The following is a 17969-nucleotide window of genomic DNA, read 5'->3' on the forward strand; positions in this document are numbered from 1 at the left end:
CTGACGTTCAATGTGAAACGGTCTTTGTTATATTGGGTATGATGCAAAAAACATCACTACCATACCTAATCGTAATAAGCGCAATTGCGACGATTTCCTTTTGGGGATGTACCGAGAAGCCCTCGGACGATGCCGTCGTTTTAGCCGATAATTCAGGAGATTCGATTCAACAGCCGCTGACCCAGGTGCCTGGAACGTTGACCGTTCTAATGGATAACAACATGGCGAGCTACTACATCATGAAAGGTCAGCCTCGCGGTTTCGATTACGACATCCTCACCTGGTATTGCAAGGACCACGGCTTGTCGCTAGACGTGAAAATCATACCCGACTTCGACTATATTTTGGACAGCCTGTTGGCTGGAAACGGTGATCTCGCTGCAGGAAACCTGACCATTACAGGAGAAAGGTTGAGAAGAGTTCAGTTCTCCTCTCCCCTGCATTACACGCGACAAGTACTCGTTCAACGTCTTACTCCCGAAGCTCGACGCTCAAGAGCGGCGCGCAAAGAATGGCTAGTGGACCACATACTCGAACTCGAAGGTCGACAAGTACATGTGAATCGCACGACGAGTTTCGCTGAAAGACTTTACAACATCATTCGAGAAAACGGCATTCAGGTAGAAGTTGTGGAAGTAGCTTCAGATGTAGGTTACAGCAGGCTTATTGAAATGGTTGCCGAAGAGGAAATCGACCTCACCGTGGCCGATGAGAACATCGCTCGCATGCACAAAGCATTCTATCCAAATCTAGATATCAACACGCCAATCTCATTGACTCAAGCCATTGCTTGGGCAGTACCACCAGGCAATGACACACTTCTCACCTCACTCAACACATGGTTGGAGTCTAAGGTGAACAGTTCGAAGTACAACATCATCTATAACCGCTACTTCTCCAACAATCCACGTCGAAACGAAAGCATCCGAGAAATTCGAAATGGTAGAATATCGGCATTCGATAAAATGATTCAGTCTGAAGCCGAGAAAATGGGATGGGATTGGAGAATGCTCGCTGCATTGATTCATCAAGAATCAAGATTTAATCCTGATGCTCAGTCACCTTTTGGAGCCACTGGCCTCATGCAGGTGATGCCAAATACAGGAAAACGATTTGGTGTTGAACCCCATGAATTGAAAACGCCTTCTCGCAATCTTGAGGCTGGCACAGGATTCCTTTTGTGGCTTGAGAAGTATTGGAGGAGAAAGATGACGGATACAACCGATATCAAGAAGTTCATCCTCGCATCATACAACGTTGGCCTTGGTCATGTTATCGACGCTCGAAATCTAGCTGAAAAGTATGAGCTGGAAACTGATGTGTGGTACGATAACGTTGAGGTGATGCTCGAAAACAAGATGCTTCCTAAGTACTACAATGACCCTGTAGTTGAACATGGATATTGTCGAGGAAAGGAGCCAGTAAATTACGTTCGAGGAATTCTTAGGACCTACAACTACTACGTAGAGTTCACGGATAACAACCAAGCCATCGAGGAAATTGCAGGCATCTCCCTGCGCCCACCTCAAATCCTACCTCCCCACGAGGCGATTCTAGAAGGCGAAGTAAATAAAGGGTTGTAAGTCGGCCGACAGCACCTGATAAGCGGCAATACAAGCGAAGAAGCTCACAAAGATTTGAATTGCCCAATGGCTCTTCACAAACAGTTCTCTGTAATAAAGCTTGAAACTAGAAGGGAACCAGTGAATAATCATCCCAATGCCCATCACCAAGAACACGTTCCAAAATCCGCTTAAGATTTCTGGAACAAGCGCCAAATTGAACGATCCGCCAATCTGATTCAGCATAATCAAGGCATTGTCGAAACTCTCATTTCTAAACCACGTACGCGTGAATGTGATGAAGACAAAAGTGAGTACAATTCCCCAAGCACGGAAGTACCATTTCGACTTGTCTCCCCAAGGGCTAATCTTCTTCCAAAGTTTATAAACCACGAGGCCTAGTCCGTTTAGACCGCCCCAAATCACAAAGTTCCAACTCGACCCATGCCACAACCCTCCCAAGAGCATAGTTAGCATGATATTGATGTTGTTCTCCATCCAATGGCGGAACTTCTGACTAACCTGAGACAGAACCGCTGCCGTAGCAACAACAGCCGCACAAACAACAGGCACTACCCACGAAGACGCCAAAAGACTAACCGTAAATAATATGGTAAACATGCTCGAATACGAGAAAATACTTCCCTTTCGATTACCGCCAATCGGTATGTACAAGTAGTCTCTCAACCAAGTACTCAATGAAATATGCCAGCGCTTCCAGAATTCAGCTACACTCGAAGCTTTGTAGGGTGAATTGAAGTTAACTGGGAGCTGGAATCCAAGCAGCAAGGCTATGCCTATGGCAATGTCAGTGTAACCAGAGAAATCGGCGTATACCTGAAGTGAATACCCAAAGAGCGCCATCATATTCTCGAATCCTGTGTACATAGTTGGATTCTCGAAAATTCGGTCCACAAAGTTTACGGCGATGTAATCCGCCAGCAAGACCTTCTTCAATAGGCCATTCAGAATCCAGAATACGCCCGTCCCAAACTGGGCTCTAGTCAATTTATATTCCTGATATAGCTGAGGAATAAATTCACTAGCTCTCACGATTGGTCCCGCTACAAGTTGCGGGAAGAATGAAACGTAGAACCCAAAATCAAGGGGGTTCTTGACTGGTTTTATGAGTCCGCGATAGATATCTACACTGTAGCTGATGGTCTGAAATGTGAAGAAACTAATCCCCACAGGAAGAAGGATCTTCTTCTCGACGAAATCAGTTCCAAACCACGAATTCGCTGTACTTGCGAAGAAATTCGAAACCTCAAGGCTTGTCCCAAAACTGGAATTGATGAAGTCTACCACGAAGTAGGAATACTTGAAATAGCCCAACACCAAAAGATTCACAGTAACACTCAAGGCTACCCATAACTGCTTGTGCAACTTCTTATTGGCACCGTATATAGCGTGGCCTATAAAGAAGTCTACAGCGGTGGAGAACAAGAGGATGGTGAAGAAGAATCCGCTGGTTTTATAGTAGAAGTATAAACTCGCCAGGAAGAGAAACGCATTGCGCAGGGCCCGCTCCTTGTGTACGAAAGAATATATCGTAAGCACCACTGCAAAGAATACCCAAAACACGATATCCGTGAAGAGTAGTGGACGACCATCGTTGTAGGTCAAGTATTCTAAAATGCTATCCCAAGCCATCAATCCTCGCGTAAGTGTTCAAGCCATTTCTGTTCAATGGCATATACTAAGAGCTCCGCTTGAAGCTCGTATCCTTCTCTAGATAAGTGAATTCTGTCACCTCGTGCCAATCCTTGATCTACCCATAGGTCAATACTTCCCAATCCGCCCATTACTTCGAAGAGATCCCAATAAATGGCATCTCTTTCTTCAGCCAACTCGAGCATGACATCACGCACAGCCAATGCATTTGGATTCGGATAGCGGCGGCGGTAATAACTGTCATTGTTCGTGAGGAAGAGGAACAATACTTCGGGATTTGAAGCCTCGATGGCATCCATTATAGAATCGTACCGAGCTTTGAAGACCTCCGGTTCGAACCTTTCCTCACTCATGTAGGCATCATTGATTCCTATTCCAAAGACAACTAAATCGGGCGCGATTGCCTTCATCTGCTTGTTGAAATCAACGCATCGCAAATAACTCTTCGTGCTTGCTCCATTTACACCAAGTGCGTGATAACTGATTCCTGGCCAATCATCGACGAACTGAACTCCCTGCCAGATGAACTCTGTAGCCTCTTCCTTTCCGGCCAGGGTAAATGTGAATGAACGATAATCACCGATCAAACTGAACTCGGTGAATCCGCGCTCATCATAGAAGATGGTATCCACCTTAAATTTCTGAGAATCAACAACCGGGTAGAAAAGCGAATCGCCAGACGGATGATAAATTCGAACCTTAGAGAATCTGTATCGACCAGTATCACCATCAAAAGCAAGAATATCAACCCTTGCATTTCTTCGGGTGGTAGACGCAACAATACCGCTCATGCCCCATCTCGCCTCGTGATTATTCACGGAACATCTGAAACCTTCCCACTCCACATTCGATTGAATGCTGAAGTTTCTAGGCTCATTCGTTTTTGCCAGACGGAATGGAAAGAAAAAACCTCTACTCCCCTTTAAACCCGGACTCATGGCATGCAAACCTGTCCGCATTGCATCTGAAAGCATACCGGCTTGCACGTGAGAACCGCCCATGTGTAGTACGTCAATCTGCCCTTCACCTTCGAAAGCAAGCTGATCTAATTTCTCAAAAAAGGCCTCAAGCTTATCGTCATCACCCGGTGTGAGAATCACATTGTTCTCCAAGTGCATGAACGGATATTTGGCTTGGGTAACCGACTGAGCTAGGCAAGCGAGGCTTAGCAAACAAGAAAGCGCTATCAGTCTAATTCTCATCTACTTGTGTTCCTGGAATTAATACTGAATCGGCTGGATTCTCGACATGGTTTGGAAAGAGTTCGCGACTCAAAGCTGTGGTCAGCCACTCTCCCACCTGTCTCGCACCTTTTGGCGTAAAGTGAACGTGGTCAGGTCCTGCTAATGGTGGATTGGTTCCAACCCAAGCTGGCATAGAGTTTAAACCTCCCATTGCCCCAAAGATGTCCCAGAATGGAACGTTCTCGGCCATGGCTACAGCTTTTAACTCGTCTCTAACCCATGGAACCGCTTCGTAGGTCACAAAAGAAGTTCCCGATTTCGTGCTCATGTCGCTCGGCCCAATCATCAAGATCGTTGCGTCAGGAGCTAATTGCTTCAATCGTTGAATCTGTCTTCGTACTCTGCGCGCGTATGTCGCCGCTTGTTCTTTTGACTTGATATACGGAACCGTATTCCCTCCGTATTGATAGATAATCAACTCTACGGGCTCAAGACTCAGAACTTTATTGAGGTGACTTCTACTCATCCGCGTGAAGATGACGCCGGAAGCTCCGCGCATTGGAATGTTGTCGACTACAATACCCGAATTACCTTCAAGTGAAACGCCGTAAACGTCAGGCGAAACCTTGCCTTTAAACTCTACTCTCAGCTTTTCGGGAGTTTTAGAGAATGTCCAACTTCGCACCCTCGCCTCCGCTCCAGGCTGAATAATTTGTTCTGTGAGCAGCGTGTCATTGGCATAGACCGTCAAACGGAAAGCAGCATCTGGATTGCGGTAATGCAAGCGCATCTGGTGATAGGTTCTCGCTCGTGAATACGCCATGTTTGACGGCTTGAATTCCAACCATCCCATGGTGGTATCAGTGGCTGTACTGTCGCCTTGAGGTGGCGTGTACCGACACAATACCGCTCGTAATCCAAAACTAGTATGGGTGATGTTCGTATCGCGCTTTCCGAACGCTGCGTACCTGGCCCAATTATCAGAATGAGTTTGATTCACTGAGAAAGTTGGCGCTAAAGGCATTGCATCCAACATGCCTGGCCCTTCACCGCCATAAGCTTTTGTCCATTCGTTTCGGATCAAGCTTGTAATTCGATCCCCTTCTATTTGAGAATCCCCGAAGTGTAAGACACGCAGTTTTCCTCCATTATCACGTATTTCTTCTAGAGCGGCACGAAGCTTTGAAAGACGAATCGTATCTGTACTCGCGAACTGAATTTTTCTCAGTTCGAGTGTCTTCATTAGATGTTCGCGCGCTTTTTTCTCTTCTTCAGATTTAGCCTGACCCGCGGTATCGATTCTAGTCATGTGGCTCGCCCGAATAATCGCTTCCACATCCACTCTTTGCGTGGTGTCTTGTTGAACAAACTCGTCCCACGTCGGATATCGGACAGTTACGCCTGCCACTTTCACACCTCCTTCGGGCACAATAAACATCAACCCAAAGCAGAGCATCCCTACAGCTATCAAAAAAAGAAGTGTGATGTGAGGACGAATCATTGGGCGGTACTGCTTTTTACGAGAATCAACAACACTTGACCTTCGCGAATTCCTTCATCAATGCCATTCCATCTCATGATATCATCAGCGCTAATTCCGGGATAATTCCGCGCAATCGACCAGAGTGTATCTCCAGTTTTTACTTTGTACTGAACTTCTTCTCGGTCTTCCTCATCCGAGCGAACTTGCCCTTCCCGACGCTCTGCCGCCTGTGCGGTAACCACTCGTGTATCTACTCCTCGCGGAACGTAGATCACGAGCTCTTGACCAACTCTAATCATGTCCGATCGGAGATTGTTCCACTTCTTCACATCACTCAGTCCGACTTTATAGCGATTGGCAATCACCCCAAGGTAGTCTCCTGAGCGAACGCGATAGGTAATTCTTGTATGAGTTGATGGATCGGGAATATCGTTCTCAATGCGGTTACGCGTAGCCATCAAGCCTTGTAACGCCGTACTATCCTTAACTCTTGCCAATTCGAACAACTGAACCAACTGATCTTTTGTCGGCAGAGGGTTCATTCGCACAACTGCCGTTCTATCAATCTCCAAATGGTCGTTTTGAATCCCGGGATTTGCGACTTCAAAAAACCGCTTATCCGCCGCGTTCCACCCCATCACAGCTGGTACATCCGACCAATAGAAGGAGCCAGAAACCGCCATCTCCTTTTGGTCTGAAAAGTCTGGTAGCTCATCCATTTCCATGGATTTCCAATCCTCAATGGTCTTCTTCCATTTGATGAATTCTACCGCATCGAAGGACAATCGCGTTGCCGGAGCGGGTCCATACACAAAGGCATAATCGGCTAGAAGAGAGTCTTCGAATCGCTCGAGTAAATCTTCATACCATTCCTGAGCAGCTTCTGTGCTAAAGTATGGGTCCATGCGCGCATCGAATCCTTCGCTCACATCCAATCCATACTTGACAGCAATGGCCGGCGATAATCCCCACCATCCCTTACGGTTGGCAGGAAGGTTCAGTGAGCTCATGCCACGCACTAAATAACCTTTCTCGCGCAGAAAGACTTCGGGGTCTTGAGCACTAGATGCAAGGGTGAGTAAAAGTAGGATGACAACGTATAAGCGACGCATGGCCCAAAAATAAGAGAACTGTTCAGACTTCAACCATTTGTATGAGTCAAAGTCTGAACAGTCCCAAATATTGTGCTAGAAGTTATCTAGTTATAGTCACGCGCTCGCCAAGACGTTCACCTCCGCCGCCTCCACCAGCTGAGCCGCTGTTGAATTTATAGAGGAAGGTGACCATGGCATATCGCCCAAGAGAGTTTGTATTTCGCTCAACAATTGAATTGAGATTGCCGAATCGGCTTACCCCTCTGTTTTGGTTTAGGATGTCAAACACCGTTAGCTGAAGCTGAGCCGTTCCATCTTTAACGAGGTTGTAGCTGATGTTCGCGTTCCAAACCGGTACAACTTGGTCTTCCGCAAACTGAGCGTTGGTGTAAGTTTGGATGTCCACGCCAGTTTCAAACTCAAGCTGTTCATTTACCGAGTATTCAAAGTTGGCGAAGTAAGAATGACTCAAATACTCCTGGTTCAACTGTGTTTGAAGGGAATACGTACTCCAATTGTAGTTCAGCCTACCACCAATGTTCACCTCAATTACCTCTCTATTCGAGTTTCTGAAACTCAGTTCTCCACCTACGGAGGAGTTGTCTTGCATATTCACCTCTCCATTAATCTTACTCGGAGTGGTACGATAGCTACCGTTCGCTTGGGTTCTGATGTCGATACCAATCTTGCTTATTGAGAAGCGGTAATTGACTGCTGAATTGAAGTTATATGCGGGTTCAGAAAAGTTCTCCGGACGGAAAATTCGAACGTACTGCGAATCGATGGTTTGATCTGTGGAGATCACATTATCTGTTCTACCCCCGCTTAAGTATGCGAAGAAGCCACTTCCATCGAAACTGTTCCAGAAGCCGTAGTTCATCCATACACTCTGACGAAACTGTGGCTCCAAATCTGGATTTCCAATGAACGTTACGAGTGGATTGGTAATGTCCTCAAGCGTCAACAATTGTGTCAACTCTGGCATTTGCACACTCGAGTTATAATTGAAAGATGCTCTACTGAAGTTTGAGATGGACCAATTGTAATCAATTCCCGGAAGTAGGTAGAAGAACGAACGTTGAGGAATGGTCGTTTCAAAGCGTTCTTCTATTGCTGACTGATAATAGTTTGTTCCTCTCAAGCTCACGCTCACATTGTGAACATCGCCGGTGTACTTGTAGGCGACCTCACCACCTTGGTAGCCTTCACTGAGAAAGAAATTAGGCGAGTAAATATCCTGAAAACCACCAGAGTATACGTCGAATGTAGTTCGATCAAGTTGTTCGTCTGCAACGGAGAAATTACCACTCACAGTGAGGAAATGCTTCTTGGCCAAAGGCTCAGTGTACTCTACCGAACCGTTGTAACGCGTGTTACTCGTAAGGTCATTTCTTTGTTGAAACAAGCTATCGACTTCATTGTCTAAAGGAAACTGATTGTAGTTCTCCCAAGTACCGTCGCTCTCCACATTCTCAAACACCGCAGAAGTTCTCAAAGCGAGAATTCTACCTTCATTGTTGAATTTATGGATGTAGTTCACGCCCAAATTAGCGGCGGTATTCACGTCCTCAGAATTGGTCTGACGATTAGATTCTTGAAGGGTTCCGATACCGTCAATTGTGCGTTGCTCGTAGATGGTTGAGCCAGAGAAGCCCACTTGGTAACGACCGCTGGCCTTAACTTCTACCCTATTCATGGAGTCTAAATCAGATCGGTGATTTATGCTGAATGAATGGCTGTTAGAAATCGAATTGTCCTCGCTTTCACGGAAACCAGTAATCTCAGTATCGCCGGCAAACTCTCTGGAATTCTCTGTCGTGGTTGTGAAGTTATCGAGGTGAGTGAAGAAATACGAGGCGTTAAACCGGTGATTTCTGTTCGGATCCCAGTTCAAGTTCACACCCGTAGCCCCAGAGAGGAAGAGTCCATCATCTGGACCAGCAAAGTTCAGCGGAATAGATTCTGAGCCATCCACAGTGATCATGTAACCCCCTCGGCCCATACCTCCGCCTCCACTCATATCACGGTAATCGCCAAAGCTGAATCCGTAGTCGTTTACGTTGTTGAAGTTGCCGAGAACGGATACACGAGTGGTATTTGTAAAGCTGTGCACACCTGTCTTTCCCGTGAATGGAATTCGGTCGTCCGCGTAGCCAGCTCCACCTTCTGCATATCCGAAGTAGCCCTTTTTTCTGTCCTCTTTTAATTCGAGGTTGATTGTTTTCGACCGTTCACCATCGTCCACTCCCGTATACATGGCATCGTCAGTTTGTCGATCGTATACTTGTACCGACTTTACCGCGTCGGCAGGAATATTTCTAGTCGCGATAGTAGGATCACCTCCAAAGAACTCTTTTCCGTCAACGAGAACTTGCTCCACATCTTGACCTTGTGCGGTGATTGAACCGTCTCTATCCACTTCGATTCCGGGAAGTCGTTTCAATAGGTCTTCTACATTATCATCTGCCCTCACGCGAAATGAGGAAGCGTCGTATTCTACTGTATCCTTATTGATGAGAACAGGAATTCGTTGTCCGTTGATAACAACTTCGGATAGGCTATTCATTTCTGGAGCCATCTGAATATTTCCCAGATTGGAAGCGGTGCCACCTTCTCCCACGGTTACATCTCGGTTGTACGTTTGGAATCCCAAGAATGAAACTTGGAAAATGTATTCGCCGTCTCCCACTGGAGTGGTCTCAAAATAACCAACGTCATTGGTTATTCCGAAGCTAGCCATTGTGCTGTCATCCGGATTGAGAAGGGCAATACCGGCCATGATGAGCGGGTCACCCGTTGTGTCTGTTACAGTTCCCGTAAAAGTTTGCCCGGAGGATATAAGTCCGAGGCTCGTTGCGAAGAGGGTGAGGAATAGTTTTTTCATGATTTTGTGTCTGGTCAGGTTGATTATCTTCCCCATCTGCGTCGCATTTCACGGGTCTTTTCTTCTACGATGGCTTTGTATTCATCACGCGTGACTTCCTCTCCATCGTCTGGTACTTCGAGTTCCTCTTCGGGAACCTTTCCCATTTGAACGTTTACAGCTGAAATGGTGGTTTTACCATCATCAATATTCACATAAAGAACCGCGCCTGGGAAGCCTACGTATTCTTTGGGACCTGCTGAAACAGGAAGCCGAGGCGTGAACCAAGCGATAATGTCTACCGTATCGTGTTCCGTTTTTTTGACTTCCATACATGGAAAGCCAAGTACGATCCCTTGCTTACCGGTAAATTTCCAGCCTTCCATAGAAAGGGTATCTAGGACTTGGAATTCCTTAGACATGAAGTCGGTGTAGTGCTGATATCTTCGGTTGAGAAAATCGAGGAAATAAACATCTTTCGGTTCCCAACGCATTCTGCGGAATTGGACTCCGCCTGTGCTAAAGTCGTCTTCCTCCTCTTCTGGATGGAAAGAGCAATGTGCGTTTTGGGGGTTGAAGTAGACGTCCCACTTCGATTTGATTTCCGTCGGCATATCTGGACGGTTTTGCACCCACCGGCTATCGGAGATGTCGGTAATCTCTTCATAGACAATGTGTCCTGTCGTGAGAGAATCTTGTGCAAAAGCGGATATCGGGCCAATCAGGGCGATTAGCCAGAGGCTTGCAGTTTTCATAAGGCGTGTTTCGTTTGCAACGAAGTTATCTTCATGTGAACGGAAATCAAACACATTTATCATTCCGTTAACAAAAAAGGCCACTCGCCGCATTGGCGAATGGCCCTTATGATGTTTAAAAAAGCGGAAGGTTTACTTCACTTCTTCAAATTCTACGTCGGTCACGTCGTCACCGTCATTTCCCGAAGCAGATGCGCCTTCAGCTCCTGCATCAGCGGCGTCGCCACCAGCCTCTTGCTGAGCTTTGTACATCTCTTCTGAAGCGTTCTTCCAAGCCTCGTTGATCTTTTCCATCGCAGCGTCAATTGCCGCAACATCTTGAGACTCATGAGCTGCTTTCAACTCTGTAAGAGCAGTTTCAATTGGTGCTTTGTTGCCCTCTGAAAGCTTATCTCCGAATTCGCTCAACTGCTTCTCGGTCTGGAAAATCATCTGATCAGCTGCATTGAGCTTATCAACTTTCTCCTTTGCTTCTTTATCCGCATCAGCGTTTGCTTCTGCTTCTTGCTTCATGCGCTCGATTTCATCTTGTGACAAGCCACTTGAAGCTTCGATTCGGATAGACTGCTCTTTGCCAGTCGCCTTATCTTTCGCAGAAACATTCAAGATACCGTTCGCATCAATGTCGAATGTCACCTCAATTTGAGGAACACCGCGCGGTGCTGGCGGGATGTCATCTAGGTGGAAACGACCAATTGTCTTGTTATCCTTCGCCATTGGGCGCTCACCTTGAAGTACGTGAATGTCTACCTGTGGTTGATTGTCAGCCGCTGTAGAGAAGGTTTCAGACTTCTTAGTTGGAATAGTCGTGTTCGATTCGATCAACTTGGTGAATACACCACCCATTGTTTCGATACCTAGTGAAAGTGGAGTAACGTCGAGAAGAAGTACATCTTTTACGTCACCTGCAAGTACACCACCTTGGATAGATGCTCCAATGGCAACTACCTCATCAGGGTTAACTCCTTTCGAAGCATCTTTACCGAAGAACTTCTTAACCGCATCTTGGATAGCTGGGATACGTGTTGAACCACCTACTAGGATGATTTCGTCGATATCGCTTGTGCTCATCCCTGCATTCTTAAGTGCAGTGCGGCAAGGCTCAATTGTGCGCTCTACAAGGTCACTCACCAAACGCTCGAATTCAGAACGGCTAAGCGTACGCACCAAGTGCTTCGGTCCGCTAGCTGTAGCAGTAATGTATGGGAGGTTGATTTCGGTGCTAGACGAGCTGGACAATTCAATCTTTGCTTTCTCGGCTGCTTCTTTCAAACGCTGAAGCGCCATGGCGTCGTCGCGAAGATCGATGCTTTCTTCTTTCTTGAATTCGTCAGCCAACCAGTCGATTACGCGCTGATCGAAGTCATCACCACCAAGGTGTGTGTCACCATCGGTAGACTTCACTTCGAATACGCCGTCACCCAACTCGAGGATAGATACGTCGTGCGTACCACCACCGCAGTCGAATACGGCCACTTTCAAGTCTTGACCTTTCTTGTCGATACCGTAAGCCAAAGCAGCAGCAGTTGGCTCGTTGATAATACGACGAACCTTTAGGCCTGCAATTTCGCCGGCTTCTTTAGTCGCTTGACGCTGCGCGTCGTTGAAGTATGCTGGAACAGTAATAACTGCTTCTGAAACGGTAGTACCCAAGTAGTCTTCAGCCGTTTTCTTCATCTTTTGAAGAATCATTGCTGAAAGCTCTTGAGGAGTGTACATGCGATCGTCGATTTGGACACGTGGTGTGTCGTTATCGCCTTTCACAACATTATAGGGCACTCTCTTAACCTCGCTTGCGATGCTTGAGTATGACTCACCCATGAAGCGTTTGATAGAGAATATGGTTTTATGTGGGTTTGTGATGGCCTGACGTTTTGCAGGGTCACCAACTTTTCGTTCGCCGCCGTCGACAAATGCAACCATCGATGGGGTTGTGCGCTTCCCTTCGCTGTTAGGGATAACTACTGGTTCGTTACCCTCCATTACTGCGACACAGGAGTTTGTCGTACCGAGGTCGATTCCAATAATCTTACTCATCAGTGCTTATTTTGATTTTATCTTTAATCTTCTTCGTCGTGAGACACTCCTCTATTGTCAAACGATATGCCAGCGGGCTAAAAACAAAAAATCCCGACGTATATGTCAGGATTTTGTGTAGTTGTGACGACAAGTTGTCAGAATGCCACTAAGGCTGACAGAACAATGTGTCGGATGTTGTCACCTTGCCAAATCGCAGATCACATGTATAATCTCCAAACACCAACTCCTCAAGAGAGGCATTTGCCAGGCGCTTGTTGAGCTCGAAGCTTCTGCGAACCGAACTAACGATACCCACGCCATTTTGAACATTTGTAAAGAGCGGTGGGTCTTGCAACACTCCACTCTGAGGCTGACTAACGTTTATGTATGTTGCCAAATCATCGGCACCCGCTACAACCTCTACATCTACCCTACGCGCAATTCTGATGCGATTTCCCGTAGGCGGAACCAGCTTGGCAGCAATGTTCCCATAGAATTGATCTAGAGTTATGAAGGACGAGATTTCACCAATGCCATCTTCATTATCTCCCGTTACATACGGAAATGAATACGTCACAGTGTGTCTGGAGCTATCGGCCTTATTATTACGAGGGAATTCTACATACCTCAAGTGCATGTTTGCATTGTACACTCGGCCGTTCACCGCTTGATCCCAAGCCACTTCTTGTCCGCGTATACCCGCCGGATTCACCGTAGGGAACCTAGGTTGAGTAATGGCAAAGTCTTGCACCATTTGCGTTTCAGCACGAATTTGAGCGTTGTCATCCGGACGTGTAACCACTACCTCGTACACCAAGTCTTCATTGAGGTTGCCGTTAATGCGATAGGCAGTGTACCCTTGTGTTGTAAAGAAGCCAGTATCTAGAGTGATACTCGGGTCTTTCACCGCAGTTACCTGCTGGACGATATTGCCGGATTGGTTGCGTCCAATGAGCTGGACGTCCAGGGAATCGTAGTAAAGGCTATCTGCTAAATCATTGCCTCCAAAGATTCCTTCATCACCCAAATATGCTCGGGTAACTCGGATATAATTTACCGATGTGCTTGCATCTAAAGTGGCGTAAACAACGGTGGTCTCTTCGAATGGGGCGTTGACGTCCAACTCATTGTCGCAGCTTACTGCGAATATGGATAGAACGGTCAAACTAAGGAGTGAGTAGAGTGTACTCTTCATTTCGTGCGTGCTTTGTCAATTGCCAAAGGTAAGGTTTGGTATGGATAACGCACGCATCTCACCAATCGTTTGGTGCCTCAATGTAAAACTGTTCCAATTGTACTGCGTACCTTCGCTATTCCTTTAATCCCCTAGTGTATGTCAACGGCAAAATCTGATTACAAGAAGATCACCACGAACTCTGTTCAGGAAATGAAACGCAATGGAGAGAAAATCTCTATGCTAACGGCGTACGATTTCACAATGGCCAAGATTGTAGACAGTGCCGGGATTGATGTGATTCTTGTTGGTGATTCGGCTTCGAATGTGATGGCTGGACACGAAACCACGCTTCCAATCACACTTGATCAGATGATTTACCACGCAAGCTCTGTGGTAAGAGCGATCGACCGCGCGCTTGTTGTGGTCGACCTCCCCTTTGGTTCATACCAAGGAAACTCCAAAGAGGCGCTCACTTCTGCGATTAGAATTATGAAGGAAAGTGGCGGACATGCCGTAAAGCTCGAAGGGGGAACTGAAATTGTAGACTCGATTGAACGAATCTTGAAGGCAGGTATTCCAGTAATGGGACACCTAGGCTTGACTCCTCAATCCATTTATAAGTTTGGAACGTACACCGTTCGCGCCAGAGAGGAAGCGGAAGCTGAAAAATTACTGGAGGACGCTAAGGCGCTCGAGGCAGCTGGATGTTTCGCCTTGGTTCTCGAAAAGATCCCAAGCGCCTTGGCCAAGAGAGTTGCAGAATCACTCGACATCCCTGTGATTGGAATTGGCGCTGGTCCCGATGTGGATGGCCAAGTACTCGTGCTCCACGACATGCTGGGGATGACCCACGAATTCCATCCGAGATTCCTTCGCCGATACCTCGACTTGTATGATCAAATCACAGGAGCCGTGGGGAATTACGTTACCGATGTTAAGAATCGCGAATTCCCGAACGACAAAGAATCGTATTGATGTCTGCGAAGCTCGATATTCTTTATGAGGACAATCACCTCGTCATTATCAATAAAAGAGCTGGACAGATTGTACAAGCCGATGCAACCAAGGATAAGACCTTGGGTGAATACCTGGCTGACTACATCAAAGAAAAATACAATAAGCCTGGAAAAGTCTTCATTGGCATTCCACACAGGCTCGATCGACCAACTTCGGGGATAGTCATTTTCACAAGGACGAGCAAGGGCTTGAGCCGGATGACAGAACTCTTTAAGAAGCGTGAAATCTCCAAAACCTACTGGGCCGTAACTCAGGAGAAACCCACAAAAGAATCAGGTCGACTCGTAGATTGGGTTCGCAAGAATCCAAAGCAGAACAAGAGCTACGTTGTACCAGAAGGCACAAAGGGTTCACAACAAGCGATTCTCAACTATTCGTATCTGAGATCAAGCGACCGTTATCACCTGCTAGAAATAGATCTTGAAACGGGGCGGCACCATCAAATACGAACGCAACTCACAAATCTGGGTTGCCATATCAAGGGAGATGTGAAGTACGGCGCCGACCGACCTAACAAGGACCGAAGCATTCATCTTCATTCAAGATCCGTATCTTTCATCCACCCAATCAAAAACACACCAATCCAAATCGATGCAGAACCGCCAAACGACCCCGTTTGGAATGCATTGAAATAAGCCTCACAAGATGAGATACGCCAAACTCCTTCCCCTACTTCTTTTGGTGTCCTGTAATTCGCCAGAAAACAAAACCGAAAACAAAGCTCCAAGCTCACCGTCACCCACGATATTAATTCACGGAGGGGCCGGAACTATTACTAAGGAGGGGCTATCTGACGAGGTAGAAGCCGCATATGAGCGTTCGCTTCAACGAGTTTTAGACAGTGGTTACAAATGGCTAAACGAGGGTGTTGCACCCGAAGAAGTTGTAGCGAGATCGATTTCTATGATGGAATCTGATTCTCTTTTCAACAGCGGTGTCGGCGCGGTAGTCACAGCCAAAGGCGAAGCAGAACTAGACGCCTCTATTATGCGGGGATCAGACCTTCAGGCCGGGGCGGTTTCAGGTTTGAAGCACATTGAACATCCTATTCAGCTCGCCAAGGTGGTTATGGATTCATCGAAACACGTCATGCTAAGTGGCACTGGCGCTGAAGAATACGCACAAAAAATGGGGTTCCCATTGGTAGATAATTCGCTGTTTATCACACATCGAAGAGCGAATCAATATGCCGATTTAGTTCCAGATAAAATGGGAACGGTAGGCGTCGTCGTACTCGATGCCGATGGCAATCTATCCGCAGGAACTAGCACGGGGGGAATGATGATGAAGGAATATGGACGGATTGGCGATAGTCCGATTATTGGCTCCGGAACCTATGCAGATAATGCGGGTTGTGCTGTGAGCTGTACCGGACATGGAGAGTACTTCATTCGCCATAGTGTAGCCGGACAATTGAGTTTGAGAGTGAAGCACGGAGAAGATTTATCCGCTGCAGCCAATGATATTCTCTTCAACATTTTAAATGCACAGCACGGAGCAGGTGGTCTCATTGCACTTGACGCCAACGGAAACTACACGATGCCGTTCAACACTTCGGGCATGTTTAGAGGGGTCAAGAATGCGGATACCACCTTCGTTGGAATGTATTCAGAATGAAAAAACCCCGACCAACACGAGGTTGTCGGGGCTTCACGCAACTATATAGAGTGGATCCTCTTATTGGATCTCGATGACCCTTGGTCCGCGGTCCTTCGCTTCTTCACGCTTAGGCACCATCACATAAAGAATTCCGCTGTCGTACTTCGCAGAAATCTTGTCCTCATCAACCAGTCCTTTCGGAAGATTGAATGAACGAGTAAATGACTTCACATTGAACTCTCTGTACTTGTACGTCTTGTCTTCTTCGGACTTCTCAAGCTCCGCCTTTACGATGAGTTTGTTCTCAACAACTTCAAGCTTGAAGTCTTCTTTCTTCATTCCAGGTACCATCAATTCAATGTTCCACTCGTCAGACTTCTCCTGAATGTTAGCCTTTGGTGTCCAAGATTCATTCAAGTGAAAATTGGTCGGGAAATCATTGAGGAGCTCATCGAATAGTGAGTTCATTGATGTGTTTCTTGTTGGAAAATGCATGGTTCTCATATCTAGTGTTCTTTTGATTTAATATCGTTTGAGATACTGCCCTGAAATCAATTCACATACCACCTCAAAAACCACTTCATTTCACCGTCATTTTGACACTTTGAACGAATTTCGCAAGACAAAATGTCGCAAACACCGTTTTTGAGCTGCCTAAATTGACAGCAGATATTTCGTAATTTCCAGCTCAAACACCAGAACAACTATGATAAAGACGAAGTACCTCCTTCTTTTAAGCGTTGCTTTCATTCTATCACAATGTAGTAGCGTTCCGCTAACAGGGCGTAAGCAATTTAACTTACTGTCCGACAGTGAAATGCACGCCATGAGCTTTCAGCAATACAATCAAGTAATCGCCGAAAGCCAATTGTCGAACAACGCTTCCCAAACCGCCATGATTGAGCGCGTGGGAGTGCGAATCAGCACCGCAGTTGAATCCTATTTGAAGGACGAGGGAATGGAAGATGTGGTAGATGGATTCGAATGGGAATTCAAACTGATAGATAGCGACCAGCTCAACGCTTGGTGTATGCCTGGAGGAAAGGTTGCATTCTACACGGGAATACTTGGAGTTTGTCAAGATGATGCCGGAGTAGCCGTAGTGATGGGTCACGAAGTTGCGCATGCCATTGCCCGTCATGGATCGGAACGCATGTCGCAAGGATTGGCCACCCAGTTTGGCGGACAAGCTTTATCCGTTGCCCTTGCTAACGAACCCGCACTCACCCAACAGCTTGCGCTTACCGCCTTCGGACTTGGTGCTCAGTTTGGCGCCATGCTTCCATTCTCTAGATTGCACGAAACAGAGGCGGACGAGCTCGGACTCTATTTCATGGCTATGGCGGGATACAACCCCGAAGAAGCACCTAAGTTTTGGGAACGAATGAATGCTCAAGGCGGAGCACAACCTCCTGAGTTTCTTTCTACCCACCCAAATCATGAAACACGCATTTCCGATTTGAATGGCTGGATGCCAAAGGCGAAAGAGTACTACAAGCCACAAAGCACTGGCGGCGTTGGTAGACCAACCAAACTATAAGG

At 46.7% G+C, this 17969-nt stretch carries 14 protein-coding genes; 5 read left to right on the plus strand and 9 right to left on the minus strand.

The window, feature by feature from the left end:
- Window positions 1-41 precede the first annotated feature (41 nt).
- Window positions 42-1583: an MltF family protein gene (locus tag F8C67_RS02785; protein WP_170266332.1), complete on the plus strand. Its 1542-nt coding sequence runs from the start codon at window positions 42-44 to the stop codon at window positions 1581-1583.
- Here the strand turns inward: F8C67_RS02785 and F8C67_RS02790 are convergent.
- The 8 genes from F8C67_RS02790 to F8C67_RS02825 all read right to left on the minus strand — a co-directional run bounded on the left by F8C67_RS02790 (window position 1554) and on the right by F8C67_RS02825 (window position 13829).
- A complete protein-coding gene (locus tag F8C67_RS02790; RefSeq protein ID WP_151666266.1) occupies window positions 1554-3215 on the minus strand; it encodes an MBOAT family O-acyltransferase in 1662 nt (553 codons plus the stop codon). The genes F8C67_RS02785 and F8C67_RS02790 overlap by 30 nt on opposite strands.
- On the minus strand, window positions 3215-4438 hold the full coding sequence (locus tag F8C67_RS02795) for a GDSL-type esterase/lipase family protein (protein ID WP_151666267.1): 1224 nt from the start codon (window positions 4436-4438) through the stop codon (window positions 3215-3217). Before F8C67_RS02795 ends, F8C67_RS02790 begins: the two co-directional genes overlap by 1 nt.
- Window positions 4428-5921: a GDSL-type esterase/lipase family protein gene (locus F8C67_RS02800; protein ID WP_151666268.1), complete on the minus strand. Its 1494-nt coding sequence runs from the start codon at window positions 5919-5921 to the stop codon at window positions 4428-4430. The genes F8C67_RS02795 and F8C67_RS02800 overlap by 11 nt, the downstream gene beginning before the upstream one ends.
- Window positions 5918-7015: a LysM peptidoglycan-binding domain-containing protein gene (locus F8C67_RS02805; protein WP_151666269.1), complete on the minus strand. Its 1098-nt coding sequence runs from the start codon at window positions 7013-7015 to the stop codon at window positions 5918-5920. The genes F8C67_RS02800 and F8C67_RS02805 overlap by 4 nt, the downstream gene beginning before the upstream one ends.
- An 82-nt stretch (window positions 7016-7097) precedes the next feature.
- Window positions 7098-9881 carry an outer membrane beta-barrel protein gene (locus F8C67_RS02810; RefSeq protein ID WP_170266333.1) on the minus strand — a complete coding sequence of 928 codons (2784 nt, stop codon included), beginning with the start codon at window positions 9879-9881 and terminating at the stop codon, window positions 7098-7100.
- 23 nt (window positions 9882-9904) lie between these two features.
- Window positions 9905-10615: a GLPGLI family protein gene (locus F8C67_RS02815; protein ID WP_170266334.1), complete on the minus strand. Its 711-nt coding sequence runs from the start codon at window positions 10613-10615 to the stop codon at window positions 9905-9907.
- Window positions 10616-10747: 132 nt separating this feature from the next.
- Entirely contained in the window at window positions 10748-12652 is a 1905-nt protein-coding gene (dnaK, locus tag F8C67_RS02820) for a molecular chaperone DnaK (protein WP_151666272.1), read from the minus strand.
- Between the two features lie 148 nt (window positions 12653-12800).
- Window positions 12801-13829, minus strand: a complete 1029-nt coding sequence (locus F8C67_RS02825) for a DUF4249 family protein (protein WP_151666273.1) — start codon at window positions 13827-13829, stop codon at window positions 12801-12803.
- A gap of 138 nt (window positions 13830-13967) precedes the next feature.
- On the opposite strand from F8C67_RS02825, the gene panB reads away from it, so the two are divergent.
- Genes panB through F8C67_RS02840 form a run of 3 tightly spaced genes read left to right on the plus strand, consistent with a single transcriptional unit; the run spans window position 13968 to window position 16445 of the window.
- Window positions 13968-14786: a 3-methyl-2-oxobutanoate hydroxymethyltransferase gene (gene panB, locus F8C67_RS02830; RefSeq protein WP_151666274.1), complete on the plus strand. Its 819-nt coding sequence runs from the start codon at window positions 13968-13970 to the stop codon at window positions 14784-14786.
- A complete protein-coding gene (locus tag F8C67_RS02835) occupies window positions 14786-15463 on the plus strand; it encodes an RluA family pseudouridine synthase (protein WP_151666275.1) in 678 nt (225 codons plus the stop codon). Before panB ends, F8C67_RS02835 begins: the two co-directional genes overlap by 1 nt.
- Window positions 15464-15473: 10 nt before the next feature.
- On the plus strand, window positions 15474-16445 hold the full coding sequence (locus F8C67_RS02840) for an isoaspartyl peptidase/L-asparaginase family protein (protein ID WP_151666276.1): 972 nt from the start codon (window positions 15474-15476) through the stop codon (window positions 16443-16445).
- A 60-nt stretch (window positions 16446-16505) separates the two neighbouring features.
- Here the strand turns inward: F8C67_RS02840 and F8C67_RS02845 are convergent, their stop codons facing one another.
- Window positions 16506-16895, minus strand: coding sequence for an Hsp20/alpha crystallin family protein (locus tag F8C67_RS02845; RefSeq protein WP_170266335.1), 390 nt, complete (start codon window positions 16893-16895; stop codon window positions 16506-16508).
- Window positions 16896-17133: 238 nt separating this feature from the next.
- Between F8C67_RS02845 and F8C67_RS02850 the strand changes: the two genes are divergently transcribed.
- Window positions 17134-17967, plus strand: a complete 834-nt coding sequence (locus F8C67_RS02850; RefSeq protein ID WP_151666278.1) for a M48 family metallopeptidase — start codon at window positions 17134-17136, stop codon at window positions 17965-17967.
- Window positions 17968-17969 lie beyond the last annotated feature (2 nt).

The sequence above is a fragment of the Phaeocystidibacter luteus genome (genome assembly GCF_008933115.1).
GTDB lineage: Bacteria > Bacteroidota > Bacteroidia > Flavobacteriales > Schleiferiaceae > Phaeocystidibacter > Phaeocystidibacter luteus.